Genomic DNA, 13,461 nt, shown 5'->3' on the forward strand with positions numbered 1-13,461 from the left:
AGGGTTCTTTTATGCTGTCTTCCCGTCTCGCGGCCTTTGGCCTTGCCGCCAGCCTCGCCATCGCAACACCCATCGCCGGTCTTGCGGCCAGCTGCGGCAATACGTCAGCGGGGTTTGAAGCGTGGAAAGCGGATTTTGCCCGCACCGCCAAACGCGCGGGCGTGCGTCAGGCGGGGCTCAATGCACTGGCGCAGACGCGCTATGCCACTGGCACCATCGCCGCCGACCGCAACCAAAAGAGCTTTCGCTATAGTCTGGAAAAATTCATGCAGGTGCGCGGGGCCACAACCATCGTCGCACAAGGGCGCAAACATAAGGCCCGCAATGCCGAGTTTTTTGCAGCCCTGGAGCGCAAATATGGCGTGCCTGCCGGATTGCTCATCGCCATTCACGGCATGGAAACCGCCTTTGGCAACTATATGGGCGACAGTCAGGTGGTCTCATCCATCGTGACCCTGACCTATGATTGCCGCCGCTCCAAGTTCTTTGAACCTCACGCGATTGGCGCCCTGAAACTGGTGGATCAGGGCGCGATCAGCATGGCAACCAAAGGTGCCAAGCACGGCGAGCTGGGGCATACGCAGTTTCTGCCCGGCAATGCGCTGGAATATGGTCAGGACTGGAACGGTGACGGGCGGGTTGATTTCTACAATATGGGCGATGCGCTTGCCTCAACCGCCAACTTCCTGCGTCAAAAGGGCTGGAGACCCGGCAAAGGCTACCAACAAGGCGAACCCAACTACAAAGTTCTGAAACAATGGAACGCCGCTACCGTTTACCAACAGTCTCTCGCCATCATGGGACGTCAGATCGACGGCTGAGACTGCTCACTGTTGGGCGTTAAGAACAATCAACAGCAAGGTCGTCAGATTGTAAGGGCTTGGGCATCAATGTGGCTAGGAACCGTCAATTTCCTGCCGCATTTCCCGCACCTCATGAAAACACCACAAAATAAACCATTGTTTTGAAACAACTTACGCCGTTCACCTCCTCCGATATGGGATTCTGATTTTACGCCAAATTAACTGTCGAACGCGCCCAATTTTCTACGTTTTCGGAGTCTACCTTTGTTGGTGAACACAACCGATGGAGGATTTCACGGTGCTCGATCAGACTACACAGAATGTGTCGGCTTCGGCCTATCGCGGCAAACTCGGCTTTGGCGAGCGTGACGAGACGGCACTGTCCAAGGCTTCGGTACTTGTGGTTCAAACACTCGAAGAATTTGGTCACGAGGTGGAACAATTTCACACCAAACGCGCGCATCGCGTCCGTCTGGAATGTGACCACTATATCGTCGACATTCGCCACCGCCGCAGCCCGCACCCCATGCGTCAAAGCGATGGTGCCCCCTGCCGCAGTCATCTGGATCTGATCTTTACCCCGCGCTTTCCCGAACATGTGGATGCGGAATTGACCGAGATGATCCTCGCACGTGCCATGCAGGCGTTGCTTGCGGATCTGGAGGCCACCACGGTCGAATGGCTCGATACCGGCATTATGCTGGAGCGCGAGGCCTTTTTGTCCGCCTTTGCCCCGGAACCTGTGGCTGAAAGGGATATCGCCTGTGATATTCAACTGCCCGTTGATGATCAAAGCGCAACGCCGGTTGGTGCGGTGCAGTATATTGCGCAGCCGGTTGCCGCCTTTGACAATTATGCTGCACGCGATACTTCCGAGGATGTTGTGCAAACGCCAGAGACTTGTCCACGCGGGGCCGCTCGTTTTGCACCGGTTGATGAGACCTTTGGCAGCCTGACCGTAGCCTGTGACCGCGTGATCGAGCGACGTGCCCCGGCAAAGCAAAGCGATCTCTCCGCCGCTTGCCGCAAAGTGTCCGGCGTCCTGTCTTTCAAGAATTGCAACCCCAACACCGCAAGCGCATGGGTGCTGACCGCGATCATGGCGATCTTTTCCCTGCCGATCGGAATCACTGCCGCTGCGGTGAATTTGATCCGGGGCGGCGATATGCGCTTTAGCGTGCAGATGATGGCTGTGCTTGCAGCGCTGATGTTTCTGGAATCGTCTGTTCTGCTCAATGCTGCGGTGAACTAAACACCTATCACAACATGTAAAACACCCCGTAACACCCTCAGGTTACGGGGTGTTTTTAGTCTATCTCAGAGCGTGCGCCCCATTGTGCCAGAACCTGCGCACGCGACATCACAGTTGTATGGATGGAAAAAACCACGGCGCGCGTCTCTGGCAGACGGTAAATCGACTGCAGTTCGCTGCGCATGTAATTTTGGGTTTCGAGCGTGGAAGTTGGGCGCGGATCACGCTCCAACCTTGGTTGATGCAGGCTTGGGTCTGCATACCACAGCGCGTTGAACCGCCAGAGCGGCCGCCCCACCTGCACCCCGTCAAACAACCGCTGCACGCGGCGTGCGATCCCCGCATCATAGTCTTTGACTGGCACATGGATCGCCAGCAGCGGTTTCATGAATTTCTCCGCCAATGTCCAACTGGCGGGAAAACACAATACAGCCGCCGTCAGCACATGTTCTGCGCCACCTTCGGGCCTCTCCAGGATACAGAAATCCTGCTGCGCAATCCGGCCAAGGGTCTCCATCGGCTGGGCGCGATTGATCGCAACCTTCACACCATCTGGCCGGGTGACGTGGTCGGCGTCAATGCCTGCGCCATAGCGCACCGCCAGCACATGATCGAGCAACTCTTGCGCGGCTGGTGCGGCGCCTGCATCCATCGCCAATACCGCATCGGGGTGATCGCGCAACAGCCGCTCCCGCTCCGCCAATTGCGCGGCAAACCCGGCGTCAAAGCGCAGCCAATCCTCCGGTTTGAGCGGCTGAATACCGGGCAATGGACGCGGGGCAAGCGGATTATAGGGAATGGAGGTCTGGAGAATCTCTGTCATGTGTCAGCCATAGCACCGCTGTCAAAACTGTGCACGACTGTACAGTTTCAGGGCGCAGCCATTGTTCCAAACACGCCAGACCCGCCAATTCGGCCAAAACGGACATGCTCCGGGTCGCATTTGGGAACGCCACGCCGCGCTAGCCCCGGCAGGCTGAGGCCAAAGAGCCAGGGAGGCGAAGATGAACGAACACTTCCGTGATCGTCGAAAGATCGACCCCAGCCGTGGGTCCGTGTTGGGCGATGGCAGCCCCAATGACAATGACCGGATCGAGATTGGCCCCACACAGTTGGCGTTTTCGGAATGGGCCGCGGCAGGGCTGGAGCTGCCCAATCTGGAAGCCATGCGCCACTACCGCTGGCAGCGGCTGACGCAGGCGATTGTGGAGCGCGGCTATGGCGGTCTGCTGATGTTTGACCCGCTCAACATCCGCTACGCCACCGACAGCACCAATATGCAGCTGTGGAACACCCATAACCCGTTTCGAGCGCTGCTGCTGTGCGCGGATGGCTACATGGTGATCTGGGACTATAAGAACTCGCCGTTCCTGTCGACGTTCAACCCTTTGGTGCGCGAACAACGCTCCGGCGCGGATCTGTTCTACTTTGATCGCGGTGACAAGGTTGATGTGGCCGCCGATGCGCTCTCGAACGAGATCCGCGTGCTGATCGGCGAGCATGGCGGCGGCAATATGCGTCTGGCGGTGGACAAGGTCATGCTGCACGGGCTGCGCGCACTTGAGGCGCAAGGGTTCGAGGTCATGGAAGGCGAGGAAGTCACCGAAAAGGCCCGCGCAATCAAGGGCAAGGACGAAATCCTTGCCATGCGCTGTGCGTCCCATGCCTGCGAAACCGCCGTGAAGGCGATGGAGGATTTTGCCCGCGCCAATGTGGGCGATGGCATGACCTCGGAGGATGACATCTGGGCGGTTTTGCATGCGGAGAACATCCGCCGGGGTGGCGAATGGATCGAGACGCGGCTGCTGGCTTCGGGGCCACGTACGAACCCGTGGTTTCAGGAATGCGGCCCGCGCATCACCCAGCGCAACGAGATCATCTCCTTTGATACCGATCTGGTGGGAAGCTACGGGATTTGCGTCGATATTTCCCGCAGTTGGTGGATCGGCGATCAAAAGCCACGCCCGGACATGATCTATGCGATGCAGCACGCGCATGAACACATTATGACCAATATGGATATGCTAAAACCGGGCGTAACGATCCCGGAGCTGACCGCAGGCACCCATGTGCTGGATGCGAAATATCAGGCGCAGAAATACGGCTGCCTGATGCATGGTGTGGGGCTGTGTGATGAATGGCCCTTGGTGGCCTATCCGGATCAGGCAGTGGCAGGTGCGTTTGACTATCCGCTGGAGCCGGGGACGGTGCTCTGTGTGGAGGCTTTGGTGGGCGAGGTTGGCGGCGATTTCTCGATCAAGCTCGAAGATCAGGTTCTGATCACAGAGGATGGGTATGAGAACCTGACCACCTACCCCTTCGATCCCGCGCTCATGGGGCAGGCTTAAGGTCTGCGCCTCACCGCGGCGCGTCTGGCCATGGCAGATGGGCCAGAACCCCGTGATGGTCAGAGGAGAGTTTCGGCTGTATCTCGATCTCGCCTTTGCCGCCCGGAGCCAGCACATGGTCAATGCCGATGGGATAATCTAGCGGCGGCAGATCAAATGTCGCCGCATAGGGGCCGACCCGCGCCATGCCGCCTGCCGCACCGATCTGCGCCACCGCAGTGGACCAGCCCACGGCGTTGAAATCCCCGGCGAGAATCACCTGCCCGTCGAGGGTCTCCAGCCGCTGCACCACCCTGTCCACATGCTCTGCCTGCTCATGCGGCCAGGGCCACGGCAGGTGCAGCGCCGCCACCCAGAATCGCCCCGTTGGCCCCTCGACCTCCATCGCGGCCAGCCCGAGGTCCTCTGCGCAGGCGAGCCTGTTGGTCGCCGTGACACCGCGCGCCAGCACCGCGACACCTCCGACCCGGCGAAACGGGCAGAACTGCTGTACCGGATAGTCAGTCCGCAAATCATCAAGGATCGGCATGTTTTCGCGAGAGATTTCCTCCAGCGTGACGACATCCGCGCCTGAGATGCGAATGGCCTCCACCAGGCTCTCGTTGCCGTTGTTCCGCCACAGCATGTTTTTCTGATAGAGCGTGATCTGTGGTGTGCGCAGCTCTGTCTCCGTGGGTGAATGGCCCAGCCAACTGACCAGCATCACACCGGACGCCACCGCGCCGAGCATGGCCGCGCGCGCATCGTGGCGCAGGATGAAGGCACAGATCATCGCAAGCCCGGCAAAGGGTACGCGAAACACCGCAAGGCTATCGCCAAGCGGATGCAGCGCGCCCATGAAACCGCCCGCCAAAGACAGGATCGCAAGGATCAACAGCGCCCAGATCCCGGCGCGGCACAGTTTCAACATGCCGTTCACAGGTCCAGCCACTCCCGCCAGAGCGGCCATTTGCGCGCCACAACCGCAACGCTTTCGGCCTCCCCGGCCAGCTGATGCAATGGCACCCAAGCCAGCGCATGGGACTCCTCGCTTGCCTTAGGCTCCCCTGCCTCCGCGACAAAAAGATAGCGCACATCATAATGCAGATGCGCCGGTTCCTTGGCCGAGGCTGGGATCTCGTGCACATCGACGTCAAAGACCTCGGGCGCCAGCAGCCGGATACGGGACAGCCCGCTTTCCTCGTAGGCCTCTTTGGTGGCGTTGAAACAGGCGTCCTGAATACCATCGCAATGCCCGCCCAATTGCAGCCAGCGGTCGAGTTTTGCGTGATGGGTCAACAACACCGACGTGAAGTCCGGCGACAGCACGAAGGCAGATGCGGTAACATGGCCAACCTGCGGGTCGCGCTCAAACGCGCGGGGTTCATTTGCGCAAAACCTCACGAGACGCGCCCACATGTCCCGGTCGCGCGCATCCAAGGGTGTAAACCGCCCAATGCCGGCAATCGCTTGGCCTGACACATCATGCACATTCATTTGACGCTCCTTCACCTTCCCGTGACGGTTGTGACAGCCGCCTTGCCGTAACCCTGACGTCGGCGCACCTTAGGAAAGCCGACCCATAAAAGCCAAGCCCCGAAAGCCTCGCCCATGCCCACCGAACGCATCAGTTTCACCGGCCACGCCGGACATGACCTTGCCGCGCGCCTCGACCTGCCCGAGGGGCCGGTACTGGCCACCGCCCTTTTTGCCCATTGCTTCACCTGTTCCAAGGACATCCCCGCCGCCCGGCGGATTGCCGCGCGACTGTCGGCCATGGGGATCGCGGTGTTGCGGTTCGATTTCACGGGCCTTGGCCATTCCGGGGGCGAGTTTGCCAATACCAGCTTTACCTCCAATGTCGCGGATCTGATCGCGGCGGCGCGCTATCTGGCCAGCCGCAACATGGCGCCCGACATGCTGATCGGTCACTCTCTGGGAGGGGCCGCAGTCTTGCGGGCACGCGCAGGTATCCCGTCGGTCAAGAGCGTGGTGACGCTGGGCGCGCCCTTTGATCCGGGACATGTGGCGCATCACTTCGAAGACGCGCTTGAGGCGATCAATCGCGACGGACAGGCAGAGGTCAGCCTCGGCGGGCGTCCTTTTGTGATCGGCAAGGAATTTGTCGATGACATCCGCCAGACCGAGCTTGGCGAAGCGGTGGCAGACCTCAAGGCTGCACTGCTGGTGATGCATGCGCCGCGCGATGCCACCGTTGGCATCGACAATGCCGCCGAGATCTTTCAGGCCGCACGTCACCCCAAGAGCTTTGTCACCCTGGATGATGCCGACCATCTGATCACCGATCCTTGCGATGCGGAATATGCCGCAGACATGATCGCCACATGGGCCACGCGCTATGTGGATATGAAGCCCCCAGCCCCCCCGCCCGGCGCGCCCGAAGGTGTCATCCGCGTCACCGAGGCCGACCCGGAAGGGTTCTTGCAGGATGTGCAAAACGGCCCCTACCATCATGTGTTGGCAGATGAGCCCGAAGCCTATGGCGGCACCAATCGCGGGCTGTCACCTTATGGGTTTGTGGCGGCGGGGCTTGGCGCCTGTACCTCGATGACGCTGAGGATGTATGCACGGCGCAAGGGCTGGCCGCTGGACGGGATCAGCGTTGAGGTCTGTCACGACAAGGTCCATGCGCAGGACGCGATTCCGTCTGGCCCCGCCAAGATCGACCGGTTCATGCGGGTGATCCATTTGCAGGGCGATCTGGATCAGGAGCAACGCGCCAAATTGTTGGAGATTGCTGACAAATGCCCGGTGCATCGCACCCTTGAACAAAGCTCTCGGGTCGAGACACGGCTGGAAGATGCGCCAAAGCTCCCCGATATGTCTCAGGAAGGTCAGGACATGGACGCCGCAGCCATTTGATCGACATCAAGGCGCGGCCCGCGTTCCGCATTAGGGTTGCCACAGCCAGCAACAGGAGGACGCCCACCATGGGACTGATGCGCAAGCTGAGTGACAGCGCCGATCTCGTCAATGGAATGAGCCAGCGGCTCGGCATAGATCAGGCCGCGCGTCTGGCGCTTGACCCCGAAGGCGAGGCGCGCCGTCTGATGCAGATGGTGTCGCGCTGCGCAGGGTGTCTCGCACAGGGGGCTTGCGGCGATCTTCAGGCCCGCCATGACCAACTGGCGACCTGTCCGGTCTATTGCGAGAACAAAGCCTGCTTTGACGGCCTCACACCTCGCCTCTGACGGGGATTTTGGAAAGCGGCACGGCGCTGCTGCGGCGCGGCGCTTGCCGCCGGGGCATCGCTCGTCTATGAGAGCGCCATCTCTTCCACCGTCTTTGAAAGGTGCTGCTGCCTATGATCCCCCGCTACGCCCGCCCCGATATGGTTGCCGTCTGGTCTCCCGAGACCAAGTTCCGCATCTGGTACGAGATTGAGGCGCACGCCTGCGACGCCATGGCGAACCTCGGTGTGATCCCGCGCGAAAACGCGGAAGCGGTCTGGAAAGCCAAGGACGTCGAGTTTGACGTCGCCCGCATCGACGAGATCGAAGCCGTCACCAAACATGACGTCATCGCCTTTCTGACCCATCTGGCAGAGCATGTCGGATCGGAAGAAGCCCGCTTTGTGCATCAGGGCATGACCTCATCGGATGTGCTTGATACCTGTTTCAACGTGCAGCTGACCCGCGCTGCCGACCTGTTGATGGTCGGAATGGACAAGCTCCTGGACGCGCTCAAGAAACGCGCGCTGGAACACAAAGACACCGTTCGCGTTGGCCGCAGTCACGGCATCCACGCTGAACCCACCACCATGGGTCTGACCTTTGCGCGTTTCTATGCGGAGATGGACCGCAACAAGAAACGCCTGATCGCCGCGCGCGAAGAAATCGCCACCGGTGCGATCTCCGGCGCCGTGGGCACCTTTGCCAATATCGATCCGCGCGTCGAAGAACACGTCTGCGAACAACTGGGCCTGAACCCGGAGCCGATCTCCACTCAGGTGATCCCGCGCGACCGCCACGCCATGTTCTTTGCCACCCTCGGTGTGATTGCATCCTCGATTGAAAACATCGCGATCGAGATCCGCCACATGCAGCGGACTGAGGTGCTCGAAGGGGCCGAGTTCTTCTCCATGGGCCAAAAGGGGTCCTCGGCGATGCCGCACAAGAAGAACCCGGTTCTCACCGAAAACCTCACCGGTCTCGCCCGTCTGGTGCGCATGTCGGTGATCCCGGCGATGGAAAACGTGGCGCTCTGGCACGAGCGTGACATCTCGCACTCCTCGGTGGAGCGCGGCATCGGCCCTGACGCCACCGTGACGCTCGATTTCGCGCTGCACCGTTTGGCGGGCGTCATCGACAAGATGCTGGTGTTCCCGGAAAACATGCTCGACAATATGAACAAATTCCCGGGTCTGGTGATGTCCCAGCGTGTGCTGCTGGCCCTGACACAGGCCGGTGTCAGCCGCGAGGATGCCTATTCCATGGTGCAGCGCAACGCGCTCAAGGTCTGGGAAGATCGCGTCGATTTCCGCGAATTGCTGCTGGCCGATGCTGAGGTGGTTGCAGCCTTGGGCGAGGACGGCATCAACGAGAAATTCGACATGGGCTATCACACCAAACATGTCGACACGATCTTTAAGCGGGTGTTTGGCGAATAACCCCACCCTCCCGTGCGCATCTGAAACCCCGCCCTCACCGGCGGGGTTTTTCATTGGCTTACAGACGGCGGCGCAGGCGCGGGCCGACCTCTTCAAATCCGTTGCGCAAATAGAACCGCATCGTGCGCGCCCACTCAGGCTGCGGCGGCGCGCCGACCTCAATCCGGTGCCAGCCATGGCGCGTTGCCTCCACGATTGCCGCCTCTACCAATCGCGCAGCCACCCCGAGCGAGCGCGCCTCGGGGCGTACATAAAGCTCCGTGATCTCGCCAAATTCTCCACCCGCGTAGATCGCCGCGCATTCATTTAGCACCACAACCCCAAGCGGCTGCCCCTCGGACAATGCCAAAAGCGCGAAAACCCCGTATTTACTCAGGACGACCTGTGCGGTCTCTTCAAGCTCGCCAATAGGTGTCGCCTTGCCTCCAGAGAGTTCTTGCAGCAACGCATGAACAAGGCCCGCAACAGTTCTGAAATCCTGCGGTGACGCCCGCACTATTGATAAATCCATTCAGCACCCCTCCCGGCACTATAATTTGATCAAAAATTTCCTTCTGTCGATCTTTCAGACTGCGCATGATGCCACCGTGACAATCGTCGCTGAGTTTTCACGCCATCGTGATCACTTATTTTGCGCAGCATCCGGGTTTTCGACGTAGTCATTGATAGAAACCACAGGAGGTCCTCATGCGCTTTACTGCTATTGCCCTTGCTCTCGCCCTGCCCTTTTCCATGCCGATCGCTGGGTTCGCCGCTGGCGGGGACACGACCACACCGCCGACACCCTCGGAAACCACAAAGAAATGCTGGGGCAAGCGGGTCTGGGACGATGAGGCCAAGAAATGTGTGAACCCCGAAGAATCATCCCTGAACGGTCAGCAACTTCTGGAGACCGCACGCGAGTTGGCCTATCTCGACCGCTTTGAGGACGCACAGGCGGTGCTGGCCGCTCACCCAGAGCAGACGGATAGCCGCGTCCTGACCTATTGGGGGTTCACAAATCGCAAATTGGGTCGCAGTGACCTTGCTTCGGCATATTACACCCGCGCAATTGCGCAGGACCCCGACAATATCCTTGCTCGCAGCTATATGGCGCAAGGCTTTGTTGAGACAGGACAATATGCGCAAGCGCTGGCTCAGTGGAAAGAAATCAAGGCCCGCGGGGGCGAGGGAACATGGGCTGAGACCTCGCTGAGACAAGCAATTCAAACAGGAGTCACCGTTAACTACTAAGCTTCAGGCTTTCTTTACGGCTAACGGTCTATCTTGTGATCTGACAGAAAGAGAATCTTTTCGGGTCAAGGTTCAAGAATGGAACAATCATCAGCCTTAGCGCTCCCCATGGCATCTCCGGATATGGGGCTTGGCGATTTCGCGCCAGCCGCACCGGCACCTGCTCTTTCCGGGGGTCTCCCTGGTTTGAGCGGCAAAGCCAAAGCCGCAATCGTCGTGCGCCTTCTTCTCAACGAAGGCGCAGACGTACCGCTTGAAGAATTGCCAGACGATCTGCAGCTCGAACTGACGCAGCAGATGGGCAAAATGCGTCTGGTGGATCGCCAGACGTTGCATGCGGTGGCCGCAGAATTTGCAGAACAGTTGGAAAACATTGGGCTTTCCTTCCCTAACGGTCTCGCCGGCGCGTTGACCGCAATGGAAGGTAAGATCAGCCGCCATACCCACAGCCGCCTGCGCAAAGAAGCCGGCGTGCGTCAGTTTGGCGATCCTTGGGAGCGGCTGCGCAAGCTGCCTCCGGAGGAACTCGCCGATCTGGCCAAGGCCGAAAGCACCGAGGTCGCGGCCGTGCTGCTGTCGAAGATCGACACCGCCAAGGCCGCTCAGATGCTACAGCACCTACCCGGCCCCCTTGCGCGCCGCATTACCTATGCGGTCAGCCAGACCAGCAACGTAACCCCCGACACGGTGGATCGCATCGGTCTGTCGCTGGCCTCTCAAATCGAGGCCCGGCCGCAGGTGGCGTTTGAGCAAACGCCCGGCCAACGTGTTGGTGCGATCCTGACGCAATCCGCCGCCGCCAAACGCGAGGAGGTGCTGACCGCACTCGATGAGGAGGATGAAGAATTTGCAACCGACGTGCGCAAATCTATCTTCACCTTCGCGCTCATCGCCCAAAAGGTCGAGGCCATGGATGTGCCGAAACTGGTACGCGCGCTGGGACCGCAGGAATTGACCACCGCCATCGCCTTTGCCACCGAAGAAGACGATGTGGCCTCCGTCACCTTCCTGTTGGAAAACATGTCGACTCGCATGGCCAACAACCTGCGCGAAGAAGCAAATCAGCTGGGCCGCGTGAAACGCGCCGATGGCGAGGCCGCCTTTGGCATCATCGTCAACCTGCTGCGCGAGATGGTCGTCAACGGCGATATCGAGCTAAAGTCGGACGAAGAAGAAGAGTAATCTGTCTGTTCCCTCGGTCGGATTACCTGAAACCCGCGCCCTCTAGGTGCGGGTTTCTCATTTGCGGTTTCTTGTGCATCCAGTCTGAGGCTACTATGATCCGGCGTTGCGATATCGCCAGCAGGAGCACCAACCCCCATGCCTGTAGCTCAGTCAGAGCTGACTTTTTCCCAGCGTGCAAAGTACTTTGCCAGTAATGTGGTGTTGCGCGGGCTGATCGGCACGCTCAAGCTCATCCCCTATCGCTGGCGGGTGCCCGCCATGGGCTGGACCCTGCGCAAACTTGCACCAATAGTGGGGTTTCACAAACGGGTGCGCCGCAATCTGCAATACACCCGCCCCGATCTGAGCAGCCAGGAGGTTGATCGTCTCTGCCATGAGGTCGCGGACAATGTCGGGCGCACATTGGCCGAGCTTTATGCAGGGGCCCCATTTTGGGCGCGGGCAAAGGCCGCTGATATCAGCGGACCCGGCCTTGCCGCGCTCGAAACTGCCCGTGCTGAGGGGCGTCCGGTGGTTCTGGTCACCGGTCATTTTGGCAATTATGACGCCGCGCGTTCAAAGCTGGTGCAGATGGGCTTCAACATGGGGTCGCTCTATCGCCGCATGGCCAACCCCTATTTCAACGACCATTATGTCAAAGCGATATCCGCCACCGGCAAGCCAATGTTTGAGCAGGGAAAACGCGGCATGGTCGAGATGGTGCGGCATCTGAAAGCGGGTGGAAACATTGCAATTGTCGCCGATATGCACGCGATGGGCGGACAATATCTGCCATTTTTCGGCCGCCCCGCGCTGACCTCCACAGTTCCTGCGGAACTGGCGCTGAAATATAAGGCCGCCTTTATCCCGATTTATGGCATCCGTCGCGAGAACGGGATGGATTTCGATGTGGTTGTGGCCGAGGAAATCGCACATTCCGACCCCATCACCATGACGCAAGCCGTCTGCGACGATCTGGAACGGCGCATTCGCGATCACATGGGGCAGTGGTTCTGGCTACATCGGCGCTGGAAACCCATGCATGACACGCCCCACCCTGACTATCAGGACTAAACCGGCCAAAAGCATTTCGCGAAAGAGCGAACCAGTTCGCGCGTTTGGGATATTCGAAAACAACCGGGCAGCGCCGGTCGCGTGAATGCGACAGGCGTTAATCGGCCCGCGCTGCGGCAAGGATCGGGCCAAATGGCCATTCCTGAACCAAGATCGCGGCTGGCAGATCTCCGGGCAATGCGACGGACAGCTCCAGTGGCTCGGCTCCGGTCCAATCCGTAAGGACCTGCACGCTCTCTACGATATTGGCATAATCAACCGTGTTACCTGCCAATTCCCCCCGTTTGATCTCGACCCGCTTGAGCGGCATGTAACGCACCAACTGTACCCGAAACTGCCCGCTCATCCCATCAGGGAGTTCTGGCGCGCGCACTGCCAGTGTTTCGGAGTCGCGCGCGACCGTCAGGTGCATCTTGGGCTTCTGACCCACATAGCTGCCCAGCACCTCTGAGACCTCCATCACATCGGCCCCAACAACATCTTCGCGCCCCATAACAATCATTTGTGGCGTGTAGATCATGTTGCGCCCCCCCATCTGAGCATAACCGCGCTGACGGTCGGTGTGGGCCGGGTCTGCAAAAATATCGGCCCAGCCGATATAATCCCAGTAGTCCACATGAAACGCCAAGGGCAGAATGTCCTCACGTTCGGACAAGCGTTTGACCAATTCATCCGCAGGCGGGCACGAGGAACAACCCTGCGAGGTAAAGAGTTCCACCACCACAGGCGTCGGTTCTGCAGCCACAGGACTGGAAACTGCGCAAATTGCAGAGAAAATCAGAGAGGAAAGCGAAATAAGCCGCATGAGTCGCCCATCAGATTGTTAGGGTTACGGGTGTACGCCCGGACCGCCTCAAAGGCCAATCAATCATTCTTGAAAGAGGTGTCACCAAATCCACCCCCCCCCTATTGTATACAGAGGTATGCAATACTATATCCACCCATGTCATTACTATTGAACGACATGTCTGCATGATG

General features: G+C 59.5%; 14 protein-coding genes. 9 read left to right on the forward strand and 5 right to left on the reverse strand.

What is annotated here, in order from left to right; translation table 11 throughout:
• Positions 1–11: 11 nt before the first annotated feature.
• Complete coding sequence (locus tag QNI81_RS07825) at positions 12–821, forward strand: lytic murein transglycosylase (protein WP_005667845.1); 810 nt, start codon at positions 12–14, stop codon at positions 819–821.
• A gap of 280 nt (positions 822–1,101) precedes the next feature.
• Positions 1,102–2,055 (forward strand): hypothetical protein, encoded by a 954-nt coding sequence (locus QNI81_RS07830; RefSeq protein ID WP_283966148.1) that lies wholly within the window; start codon positions 1,102–1,104, stop codon positions 2,053–2,055.
• 55 nt (positions 2,056–2,110) lie between these two features.
• On the opposite strand, the gene QNI81_RS07835 is transcribed toward QNI81_RS07830, so the two are convergent.
• Positions 2,111–2,878 (reverse strand): heme-dependent oxidative N-demethylase family protein, encoded by a 768-nt coding sequence (locus QNI81_RS07835; protein ID WP_283966149.1) that lies wholly within the window; start codon positions 2,876–2,878, stop codon positions 2,111–2,113.
• Between the two features lie 181 nt (positions 2,879–3,059).
• Between QNI81_RS07835 and dddP the strand changes: the two genes are divergently transcribed.
• Positions 3,060–4,403 carry a dimethylsulfonioproprionate lyase DddP gene (gene dddP / locus QNI81_RS07840; RefSeq protein ID WP_283966150.1) on the forward strand — a complete coding sequence of 448 codons (1,344 nt, stop codon included), beginning with the start codon at positions 3,060–3,062 and terminating at the stop codon, positions 4,401–4,403.
• Positions 4,404–4,413: 10 nt separating this feature from the next.
• Here dddP and QNI81_RS07845 read toward each other — a convergent pair whose 3' ends face one another.
• Together QNI81_RS07845 and QNI81_RS07850 are read right to left on the reverse strand one after the other, a co-directional pair.
• Positions 4,414–5,313, reverse strand: coding sequence for an endonuclease/exonuclease/phosphatase family protein (locus tag QNI81_RS07845; RefSeq protein ID WP_283966151.1), 900 nt, complete (start codon positions 5,311–5,313; stop codon positions 4,414–4,416).
• A 5-nt stretch (positions 5,314–5,318) separates the two neighbouring features.
• Complete coding sequence (locus QNI81_RS07850; protein ID WP_283966152.1) at positions 5,319–5,879, reverse strand: NUDIX hydrolase; 561 nt, start codon at positions 5,877–5,879, stop codon at positions 5,319–5,321.
• 114 nt (positions 5,880–5,993) lie between these two features.
• Between QNI81_RS07850 and QNI81_RS07855 the strand changes: the two genes are divergently transcribed.
• The 3 genes from QNI81_RS07855 to purB all read left to right on the forward strand — a co-directional run bounded on the left by QNI81_RS07855 (position 5,994) and on the right by purB (position 9,012).
• Entirely contained in the window at positions 5,994–7,265 is a 1,272-nt protein-coding gene (locus QNI81_RS07855) for a bifunctional alpha/beta hydrolase/OsmC family protein (RefSeq protein WP_283966153.1), read from the forward strand.
• A gap of 68 nt (positions 7,266–7,333) precedes the next feature.
• The gene (locus tag QNI81_RS07860; RefSeq protein WP_283966154.1) at positions 7,334–7,594 is read left to right on the forward strand and encodes a DUF6455 family protein; all 261 of its coding nucleotides are present in this window, start codon (positions 7,334–7,336) and stop codon (positions 7,592–7,594) included.
• A 113-nt stretch (positions 7,595–7,707) separates the two neighbouring features.
• Positions 7,708–9,012 (forward strand): adenylosuccinate lyase, encoded by a 1,305-nt coding sequence (gene purB, locus QNI81_RS07865; protein WP_005626479.1) that lies wholly within the window; start codon positions 7,708–7,710, stop codon positions 9,010–9,012.
• Between the two features lie 58 nt (positions 9,013–9,070).
• Here the strand turns inward: purB and QNI81_RS07870 are convergent, their stop codons facing one another.
• Positions 9,071–9,523: a GNAT family N-acetyltransferase gene (locus tag QNI81_RS07870; protein WP_283966155.1), complete on the reverse strand. Its 453-nt coding sequence runs from the start codon at positions 9,521–9,523 to the stop codon at positions 9,071–9,073.
• Positions 9,524–9,699: 176 nt separating this feature from the next.
• Here QNI81_RS07870 and QNI81_RS07875 point away from each other — a divergent pair, with 176 nt between their 5' ends.
• The 3 genes from QNI81_RS07875 (at position 9,700) to QNI81_RS07885 (ending at position 12,483) form a co-directional block, all read left to right on the forward strand.
• A complete protein-coding gene (locus QNI81_RS07875; RefSeq protein WP_283966156.1) occupies positions 9,700–10,245 on the forward strand; it encodes a tetratricopeptide repeat protein in 546 nt (181 codons plus the stop codon).
• A gap of 78 nt (positions 10,246–10,323) precedes the next feature.
• On the forward strand, positions 10,324–11,427 hold the full coding sequence (locus QNI81_RS07880; RefSeq protein ID WP_065334170.1) for a flagellar motor switch protein FliG: 1,104 nt from the start codon (positions 10,324–10,326) through the stop codon (positions 11,425–11,427).
• A 138-nt stretch (positions 11,428–11,565) separates the two neighbouring features.
• A complete protein-coding gene (locus QNI81_RS07885) occupies positions 11,566–12,483 on the forward strand; it encodes a lysophospholipid acyltransferase family protein (RefSeq protein ID WP_005626487.1) in 918 nt (305 codons plus the stop codon).
• 97 nt (positions 12,484–12,580) lie between these two features.
• Here the strand turns inward: QNI81_RS07885 and QNI81_RS07890 are convergent, their stop codons facing one another.
• Entirely contained in the window at positions 12,581–13,288 is a 708-nt protein-coding gene (locus tag QNI81_RS07890; protein WP_283966157.1) for a DUF1223 domain-containing protein, read from the reverse strand.
• Positions 13,289–13,461 lie beyond the last annotated feature (173 nt).

It is taken from the genome of Tritonibacter sp. AK171 (assembly GCF_030127025.1).
GTDB classification, from domain to species: Bacteria; Pseudomonadota; Alphaproteobacteria; order Rhodobacterales; family Rhodobacteraceae; genus Epibacterium; species Epibacterium mobile.

Bases quoted from the DNA above. Each gene is read 5' to 3' on its own strand.
- purB (WP_005626479.1), top strand. From the start codon at position 7,708: ATGATCCCCCGCTACGCCCGCCCCGATATGGTTGCCGTCTGGTCTCCC.
- QNI81_RS07885 (WP_005626487.1), top strand. From the start codon at position 11,566: ATGCCTGTAGCTCAGTCAGAGCTGACTTTTTCCCAGCGTGCAAAGTAC.
- QNI81_RS07890 (WP_283966157.1), bottom strand. From the start codon at position 13,288: ATGCGGCTTATTTCGCTTTCCTCTCTGATTTTCTCTGCAATTTGCGCA.
- QNI81_RS07860 (WP_283966154.1), top strand. From the start codon at position 7,334: ATGGGACTGATGCGCAAGCTGAGTGACAGCGCCGATCTCGTCAATGGA.
- QNI81_RS07835 (WP_283966149.1), bottom strand. From the start codon at position 2,878: ATGACAGAGATTCTCCAGACCTCCATTCCCTATAATCCGCTTGCCCCG.
- QNI81_RS07855 (WP_283966153.1), top strand. From the start codon at position 5,994: ATGCCCACCGAACGCATCAGTTTCACCGGCCACGCCGGACATGACCTT.
- QNI81_RS07845 (WP_283966151.1), bottom strand. From the start codon at position 5,313: ATGTTGAAACTGTGCCGCGCCGGGATCTGGGCGCTGTTGATCCTTGCG.
- QNI81_RS07870 (WP_283966155.1), bottom strand. From the start codon at position 9,523: ATGGATTTATCAATAGTGCGGGCGTCACCGCAGGATTTCAGAACTGTT.
- QNI81_RS07875 (WP_283966156.1), top strand. From the start codon at position 9,700: ATGCGCTTTACTGCTATTGCCCTTGCTCTCGCCCTGCCCTTTTCCATG.
- QNI81_RS07880 (WP_065334170.1), top strand. From the start codon at position 10,324: ATGGAACAATCATCAGCCTTAGCGCTCCCCATGGCATCTCCGGATATG.
- QNI81_RS07825 (WP_005667845.1), top strand. From the start codon at position 12: ATGCTGTCTTCCCGTCTCGCGGCCTTTGGCCTTGCCGCCAGCCTCGCC.
- dddP (WP_283966150.1), top strand. From the start codon at position 3,060: ATGAACGAACACTTCCGTGATCGTCGAAAGATCGACCCCAGCCGTGGG.
- QNI81_RS07850 (WP_283966152.1), bottom strand. From the start codon at position 5,879: ATGAATGTGCATGATGTGTCAGGCCAAGCGATTGCCGGCATTGGGCGG.